At 63.0% G+C, this 7,882-nt stretch carries 6 protein-coding genes; 2 read left to right on the top strand and 4 right to left on the bottom strand.

Annotation, left to right across the window (positions count from 1 at the left end; all coding sequences use genetic code 11):
• On the top strand, positions 1-363 hold a 363-nt coding region (locus tag VLU25_08340; protein ID HSR67938.1), incomplete at its 5' end, for a DUF885 family protein.
• A 14-nt stretch (positions 364-377) separates the two neighbouring features.
• Here the strand turns inward: VLU25_08340 and VLU25_08335 are convergent.
• The 3 genes from VLU25_08335 to VLU25_08325 are packed head-to-tail and all read right to left on the bottom strand — an operon-like array spanning position 378 to position 5,908.
• Positions 378-2,714 (bottom strand): SLC13 family permease, encoded by a 2,337-nt coding sequence (locus VLU25_08335; protein HSR67937.1) that lies wholly within the window; start codon positions 2,712-2,714, stop codon positions 378-380.
• A gap of 51 nt (positions 2,715-2,765) precedes the next feature.
• Complete coding sequence (locus VLU25_08330) at positions 2,766-3,281, bottom strand: hypothetical protein (protein ID HSR67936.1); 516 nt, start codon at positions 3,279-3,281, stop codon at positions 2,766-2,768.
• Positions 3,282-3,313: 32 nt separating this feature from the next.
• A complete protein-coding gene (locus VLU25_08325) occupies positions 3,314-5,908 on the bottom strand; it encodes a M14 family zinc carboxypeptidase (GenBank protein HSR67935.1) in 2,595 nt (864 codons plus the stop codon).
• A 331-nt stretch (positions 5,909-6,239) separates the two neighbouring features.
• Here VLU25_08325 and VLU25_08320 point away from each other — a divergent pair, with 331 nt between their 5' ends.
• Positions 6,240-7,406, top strand: coding sequence for a redoxin domain-containing protein (locus VLU25_08320; GenBank protein ID HSR67934.1), 1,167 nt, complete (start codon positions 6,240-6,242; stop codon positions 7,404-7,406).
• Between the two features lie 74 nt (positions 7,407-7,480).
• On the opposite strand, the gene VLU25_08315 is transcribed toward VLU25_08320, so the two are convergent.
• Positions 7,481-7,882 (bottom strand): hypothetical protein (locus VLU25_08315; GenBank protein ID HSR67933.1); only part of this gene is annotated, 402 nt, incomplete at its 5' end.

Below are 7,882 nucleotides of genomic sequence, written 5' to 3'. Positions count from 1 at the left end.
GCCGCCCGCGCCATCGCCGGCCTGCACCTGCACAGCAACGACTGGAGCATCGACGAGGCCTGCGAGTTCGCCTCGAAGTGGACGCCGCGCGGATTCATGCCCGCCGACAGCGATACCTGCCTCTTCGAGCAGCACCTCTACCTGCAACAACCCGGCTACGGCACCAGCTACCTGATCGGCAAGGGCGAAATCGAGCACCTGATGGCCGAACGGGCCTTGCAGTTGGGGGAGGAATTTAGCATCAAGCGCTTCATGGACGAGTTCCGGGCTGCCGGACTCATCCCCGTCTCTCTCATCCGCTGGGAGCTGACCGGAAACGACGACCAGATCCGCCGCATGGAGGCGCTGGAGCCCTCCTCATGAAATGTCTGGCAGCACTAGTAGGGGTAGAAGACGGGGACCAGGAAGACCAACAACACCAGCAGGATGATGGTGAGGGGGAAGCCGACTCGCAGGAAGTCCTTGACACGGTAGCCACCGGGCCCCATGACCAGCAGGCTGGCTTTGCCGCTGAAGGGTGTCAGGAATAGCACCGAGGCGCCCAAGGTGGCGCCCATCATCAGCGTCTGCGGCGAGATGCCCAGTTGGCTGGAGGTCTGCAGTATGACCGGCGCCAGCAGCACCACGGTGGGGGCCCCGTCCAGGGATTGGCTGAGCAGGCTGGAAAGGGTGAAGAGTCCGGCCGAGACGGCGGTGGGGCCGTGAGGCCCGGCCAGGCTGGTGACGCTTCCCGAGATCAGCGCCGCCGCCCCGGTTTCTTCCATGGCGGCTCCCATCGGCAGGATGGCGGCCATAAGGAAGATGGCTTTCCATTCTATGGTCTTATAGGCCTCTTGCATGGTGATGGCTCCCGAGGCGGCGCACACGATGGCGGCCAGGAAGGCGGCCACGTGGACAGGTTGCAAGCCGACCGCCACCAGCACGATCATGAGGGCCAGAGCCAGCAGGGCGAAGGGCGCTCTGCCGGTGCGCCTCTCCTGCCAGGAAAGCGGAGTCAAGAGGATAAAATCGTCGCCCTCGGCCAGCAGCCGGATGCGCTCCCAGGGACCCTGCAGCAGCAGCCCGTCGCCGAACTTGAGGGGCAGCCGGGAGAGGCGCTGGTAGAGCGTTTCGCCTTCCCGCCAGATGGCCAGCACGTGAAGCCCCGTGCGGTCGCGGAAGTGGAGGTCGGAGAGGCTGCGGCCCGAGGCCTGCGAACGGGGCGCCACCACGGCTTCCACGATTCCCACCTCCTCCGACTCGATGCCGGCCTGGGAGACGTCGCGTCCGATCTCTGAAGAACCCAGTTCCGTCAGGGTGCGGATGCGGCGCGGATTGCCGGTCACCAGCAGTTCGTCCTGGGAACGGATGCGCTCGTCGGGCGAGACGGGCAGGATGGTCTCTCCCGAGCGTACGATTCCCGCCACCGTCAGCCCCGACAGTTCGCCCACCCGGCTCTCGCGCACCGTGCGTCCGGGCAGTTGGGAACCTGAAGGCACCCGCAGCATAAAGACGTACTCCCCCATCTCCTCCAGGATCTCGGCGAAGACCGGGCGTCCGATCTTGGGCCGGCTCAGCTTGAGCTGACCGGCAAGCTCTTCCAGTTGCCGGCCCAGGCCCAGCAGGAAGAGTTCGTCGCCCTCCTGCAATTCCACGCCCTGAGCGTCCTCCACCCAATCCCCCCGGCGGCGCAGGCCCACCACCACGGAAGCGTAACGCTGACGGAAGCCCAGTTGTCGTATGGTGTTGCCGGTCAGGGGCGAATGGGAGGGAATGACGGCCCGCAGCCCTCGTACCTCGGCCGAGACGTTGGCCAGATCCCCCAGCTTGACCGTTCCGATCTCCACTCCCGACATGCTGAAGATTTCTTCAACCTTGCCGGGGGCGCCCCTCACCATGAGGATGTCTCCGCCTTGCAGACGCGTGTCGCCGCCGGGCGTCAGGTTCTTCTTGCCATTGCGGACGATGCCCACCACCTGCACGCCCAGTGCGCGTCCCAGGTGGGCTTCGCGCAGCGTCAGGCCGTTGAGCTGAGAAGCATTGGGAATACGGATGGAGAAGAGCTTTTCGTCCAAATCGTAGAGGCGGGCCAGACGGCGTCCGGAGAGTCTCGCCAATGGATCGCTGTTGGGCAGCAGCAGGCGTCCGGCTGTAACCATGAAGAGGATGCCGACGGCTGTCATGATGAGTCCCAAAGGGGCAAAGTCGAACAGGGTGAAGGATTCGTATCCTCTGGCGCTGAGCACCTCGGCGGCCAGAAGGTTGGGAGGGGTGCCCACCAGGGTGATGGTGCCTCCCAGGATGGCGGCGAAAGCCAGCGGCATGAACAGGCGCGAGGCGGCCACCTGCGATTTTCTGCAAATGCTGGCGACGGCGGGCATCAGCACGGCGCATGCGGCCACGTTGTTCATGAAGGCCGAAAGAGCCGCCGCCACCACCATGACAGCCGCAATGAGCGGAACCTCGCGGCTGCCGATGAGGCGGTAAACACCTGCCCCTACAGCGTCGGCCACCCCGGTTTGACGCAAAGCTCCGCTGACGAAGAAGACCGAGAGCATGGTGATGACGGCCGGAGAGGCGAAGCCGTCAAAGGCCTGCTCGGGCGGCACCAGGCCGACCATCATCAAGACCAGCAGTCCTAACAGGGCGGTGAGGTCGACGGACAGCTTCTCGCTGATGAAAAGCACCGCCATCAGGACCAACAGCCCCAGCAGAACGCCGATCTCCCAGGTCATGGCCTGCGATTGTACACCCGCGGCCGTCTCCGGCACTGGCCAGGCTTGGCTTCAGCGCAACTTCTTCAGCAGATGGCGGCCCCGCGCCCGCATGGCGGCGCTTCCGGTCTTGGTCAAGCGTTCGATGAGGGGGGTCACCCGGGGGTAGTAGCGGGGTTCCATTTCGCAGAGGTCGACCAGCCCTTGCATGGCCACGGTGCGGACGACGCTGGCGCGGTCTTGCAGGTAAGAGAGGAAAATATCGTAAAGCCGCGCCACGTCGGCCTGGTTCAACTCAAGCTTGGTGACGGAGACGGCGAAGGCCTCTCTGACATGCATCTGCTCGATGCCGGCCGCTTCTTCGATGAGGATCTGCTTGTAGGGCTGCACCTCTTCGGGGCATTGCCGGGCGGCTTTCTTGAGAATGTGTCCGGCCCGCGAACGCAGCACCGGATCGTCGCTCAAAAAGGCTTCCACCACCTCTTCCAGCATTTCGGGCCGGGCCAGCACTTCTTGGGCGATTTCCCGCGCCCGTCCGAGAGTCCGCAAGTCCGGCTCGGCCAACAACCTCCGCGCCAACGGGTTCATCGTCCTCCCTCATCCGTAGCAGTTACATTGCTTTAGCGCAGAATGGCGTTGAAGAGCAGTTTGAAGGTGCCGTCGGTCTGAGCGCGGTGCTGGGGACGGAAGCCGATCAGGATCACCTCGCCTTGCCCTTTCCGGGCCGTCACCATGCCCGCTTTTTCGGAAAGGTGTTCTTCGCCGATCAGCCATCCGCTTTGCAGGATGTCTTGCTCTTTGTAAGTGACGACCCTTTGGTAGTGATCGTTGTGGCGGGAGGGCGTGATCTCCAGGGCAGGCCCCTGCCAGAAGAGCACGTAGCCCTCGGAGGGCATTCCGTAGGCCAGCGGATGAGTGTTGTCGAAGTGCGCGCGCAGCGTCGATCCGGGACAGAAGAACTCCTCGGAATCGAGGTCGGCCAGGGGATCGCGGACATTGATCTCCAGCTTGTCGAGGGCGAACTGAGTGGCCTCTCCCAGGGTCAGGAGCGTGCCTCCCTCTTGCACGAAGGCTTGCAGCGCTTCCAGCCCTTCTTCGCCGATGCCGCTCCTGTACTGGGGCGGATACTCGCGGCGACGGCCGCCCCTCCGGCTCTCGTCTTCCTCGCCCATGATGGTGGCCGTCGAGTCATGAGGAATGATGATGAGGTCGTAGTTGGCCCTGAGTCCGCCGGCCTTGATTTCGTCGTCCTTGAGCGAGGTGTAGGGGAAGGCGAATTGCTCCAGCAGGAAGCGCGTCCACCCCTCGTCCATGTTGCCCCCTCTGTAGCGGTGGTACATGGCCGTGCGCTGGCGCTTGAGTTCGCGGACGCCTTCCTCCGGCATCTGGGCCAGGTGGCGGAAGTCGACTCCCGTCTCTTCGGCGATCTCGGCGACGGCCTCCCGCGATCCGTTCTCGACGATGAAATCTCCGGGCCGCAGATGGCCCTGGGAGTGGTGCAGGCGGCGGACGGCGAAGTCTTGGTCGAGCAAGAGGTTGACGGCCTTGAAGGCCGCGTTGAGCCGTCCGTCCAGCACCCAGGGCGCTTCTCCCTCGACCCGTCCCCTGACGGGGACGTCCTCTTGCAGGACGCTCGCTTGGCCCCGCGCCGGCTGCTCGGCCTCATCCACCTGCACGCCCATGAATTCGGCCATGGTGTGGGTGGAGGTGTCGTAGGGCCGCAGGGGGGAGCCGTCGCGTCCGCGCGTCCACTCGTTGTCGGGGTAGAGGGTGCGCCCCAGCAGGTTGCGCACCAGTCCCATCTTGGGTTGGGCCAGAGGCACCAGGTAGGTTCCCGGCTGGTAGCTGACTTTGCCCACCTCCAGCGGACTCTGGGCCCGCTGGATTTCGATGTCCGACATTCTCAGGGTGTTGACCATCTTGGCGGCGGTCAGGGGATCGTGCTGCCGCGCCGGGATGACGTAGGCTTTGGGTGACCCGTTGGCTCCCCGCTCGGTCTGCCGCTGGGCTTTCAGGTAGCCGTTCCAGAGCACGGTCCGGCGGTGGCGGGCCGCCATGTCCATGACGGCCCAGGCCGCAATTTTCTGCTGACGCACGATGTCGCTGACGCGCCACCATCCCCCCGGCCAGGGATTGGGCATGGTCGACTGGGCCTCGTACTCGGGCAGTCCGCGGGCCCCGCCCCGCAACTGGTCGGGATGGATGTAGAGGGGTGTCGCATAGCTGGCGCTGGCCGATTCGGTGAGCATTCCGGCGATGTTGTGGAAGGGCGTGATCCAGTGCCAGCCGAAGTGTCCCCAGCCCGGGTACTGGGCGGCGTTGAGCACTCCCGGGATCTCGTTCTCTTCCAGCTTGTAGGCCATGTGGGCGCCGTACCAGCTCAGCTCCCTCCAGATCAGCGGGTCGGCGTAGGGGCGGATCGGCTCGCTGTAGGGCGGAACGTAGAGGCGGGCCCCGTAGCTGCCCATCTGGTGATGGTCGACGTAGGCTTGAGGCTTCCATTCGCGGTAGAGGATCTTGCCCGTGTAGACGGCCTCCACCATGTTCATGTAGTCGGCGTCGCGGTTGTTGTCGTGGCCTACGTACTTGTGGTAGAGCCAGGGCAATCCCACGCCTTCGTACTCCGTCCCCAGGGTCTCGTAGTACCAGTCGGTGGTCATGATCTGGCCGTCTGGATTGAAGCAGGGAAAGAGCAGTTGGATGGTCTCGTCCAGAATGCGCCGGGTGCGCTCGTCGTCGAAGGCCAGCAGCTCGTAGGTGAAATCGGGCGCCGTCTGCGCTCCCGCCACCTCGCTGGAATGCAGTCCGAAGGATTGGCTGACCACCGCTTTACCCTGCTCGATCAGCTTCTTCACTTCGTCTTGGGGTGTGCGCGGGTCCTGAATCTTGAGGTTGACTTGGCGCAGCGTTTCGAGATTGGAGAGATTCTCGGGGGAGGAAATGATGGCCAGCAGGTAGGGATGTCCTTCCGTGGAGGGCCCCAGGTCGATGACCTTCATGCGGTCGCTCTGCTTTTCCAGCAGGTAGTAGTACTCGACGATCTTGTCCCAGCGCGCCAGCTTCTTGTCGGCCCCCAGTTCAAACCCGAAGAACTCCTCCGGCGTGGTGATCTCGTCATTGCCCGCCACCGCCGGCCCAGCCGCCGTCGTCCCCCCGGCCAGCGCCGCCCAAAGCACGCAGTTGATGAAAAGCCCAAACCCCGCTCTAGCCTTCATAAACCCCTCCAGAAACCCGATCTTATCGATTGAAACATCTTCCCCAAGATATACCACGCGCCACCCCCCACTGCCCACGGCTTGGCCGGGAAACGCGTCTGTGGCCCCCGTCGGCCGCAGTCCGGGGACAGGCAGAGCGGATTTTGCTAAGAATTGCCGAGAAGTTTGAACCTTTTGGGCTTCTGAAGATACAATCACTGTAAGTTAGCTAATCATGAGCTTCAAAGCTCGAATGGTCGCCGCGGTGCAGTGTGGAGCTTTCGCCGGGCGATCATGGACCAGGAACTATGGGGTTATCATGCTGCGATCATTATCTCGGGTTGCTTTTTTCATGCTCGCCTTTTTTGTCGTCGGGGCCCAGGCATCCGACCCGCCGGGAGTCGGTGACGAGGCGTTAAAACTCGATGTCGAGCAATGGCTGCAGGTCCCGGACAACCAGGAGGTGACTCTGGAAGCGCTGCGGGGACAGGCGGTGGTGCTGGAATTCTGGGCGACCTGGTGCGGCCCTTGCGTGGGCGCGATCCCCCACATCAACGAACTGGCCGAGGAGTTCGCCGACCGCCCCCTGCGCTTTTTGAGCGTCACCGACGAGGATCGGGAGACCATCGAGAAATTCCTCAAGCAGCGCCCCATCAGGGGCTGGGTGGGCCTGGATAAAGCACCGACCGTTCAGCACGGTTACGGGATCAGCGCCATCCCCACCACCATCCTGATCGACCGCCAAGGACGCATCTCCGGGGTGATGCACCCGAACCAGCTTGATTCGGAGGTGCTGGAGAAGCTCCTTGCCGGCGAGGACCCGGGTGTCGGCGACGTGCGCCAGGAACGCCTCAAGTTCGCCGAAGGCCCTTCAGAGGAAAACTTAGGCGAGCCTCTCTACCAGGTGCTCATCCGGCCCATCCTCACCTCGACCGAGCCGGGCTCGTCCATGTCCATGTCACGCCGCAAACTGACACTTCGGGAGATGGATGCCCGCCGGGTTTTGACCTCGCTCAACGACTTCGGGATCACCCGTACGGTGATCGAGGCCGACCTTGCTGCCGACACCTACCTGGTTCAGGCCTCGCTTCCCCAAGGGCTCGACCTCAAAGCCACGGTGCTGGAGGCGGCTTTGACGGCCTTCGGCCTCGAACAGCGCATTGAGCAACGCGAGGTGGACGTCCTGCGCGTGCTGCCCGTGGAAGAACTCGGTCCGAACCTTGAGAAGGCGCCGGAGCCCCTGGGCAGCTCTTCTATCTCCGGCAAGCGGCTCTTCTTTCAAGGGCTTCCCATTGCGTCATTGCTCCGGATGCTGGAATACCGCCTCAAAGTACCCGTGCTGGATGAAAGCGGCCTTTCCCGGGAAGACTCCTTCAACGCCACTCTGGAAGTCCCCTCCTGGGAGCGCGAAGACGTCCTCAAAGCCGTCCAGGAACAACTCGGGCTCCACTTGGTCCCCGCCCGCCGCCCCTTGGAAGTAGCCGTGATCCGTGCCTCTGACACTCGGAGAGAGGATTAGATTAGAAAGTATCAGAGAGATCCAGTGACCAAGGGCGTCCCGACTTATCCAGATCAGTGGCAGCTACAAGGGTGTCATCGCCCCGGTTCCAATCCGCGCCTCCGCTGTTGACAGGACGCAGGTCCGCCTCCGCCGCCTCCGGGGGGCAGGCATTCCTGGTCCGATTGAGGATAGGTTTCCCAGCAAGCAGGACCACATTGAATATGAAACGTCTCGTTGTGCGTGCATTCCTTGTAGAAGACTGTCCCGATGCACTTCTTGAAAATGGCCATCTGCGGGTTGTAACAGTCTTCGTTCTCGGGGTCGTCATCACAAACCTGATTCGCCGAACTGATGTCCTCCAGTTTCGTATAAGGATACAAACCGCAGGGCTGCTGCGCAGAAAGATAACTTGAGAAGAAGAGCAGAGCAGACAGACTGATGACAAAGACAGAAAGTCCTTTAGACATTGTGACCTCCAACCTGCAGAACATGAA

It is taken from the genome of Acidobacteriota bacterium (assembly GCA_035471785.1).
In the GTDB taxonomy this organism is placed as follows: Bacteria; Acidobacteriota; UBA6911; order RPQK01; family DATIPO01; genus JANQFM01.
This window is presented reverse-complemented; position numbering and strand designations above follow the sequence as displayed.

Bases quoted from the DNA above. Each gene is read 5' to 3' on its own strand.
- VLU25_08320 (HSR67934.1), top strand. From the start codon at position 6,240: ATGCTCGCCTTTTTTGTCGTCGGGGCCCAGGCATCCGACCCGCCGGGA.
- VLU25_08335 (HSR67937.1), bottom strand. From the start codon at position 2,714: ATGACCTGGGAGATCGGCGTTCTGCTGGGGCTGTTGGTCCTGATGGCG.
- VLU25_08325 (HSR67935.1), bottom strand. From the start codon at position 5,908: ATGAAGGCTAGAGCGGGGTTTGGGCTTTTCATCAACTGCGTGCTTTGG.
- VLU25_08330 (HSR67936.1), bottom strand. From the start codon at position 3,281: ATGAACCCGTTGGCGCGGAGGTTGTTGGCCGAGCCGGACTTGCGGACT.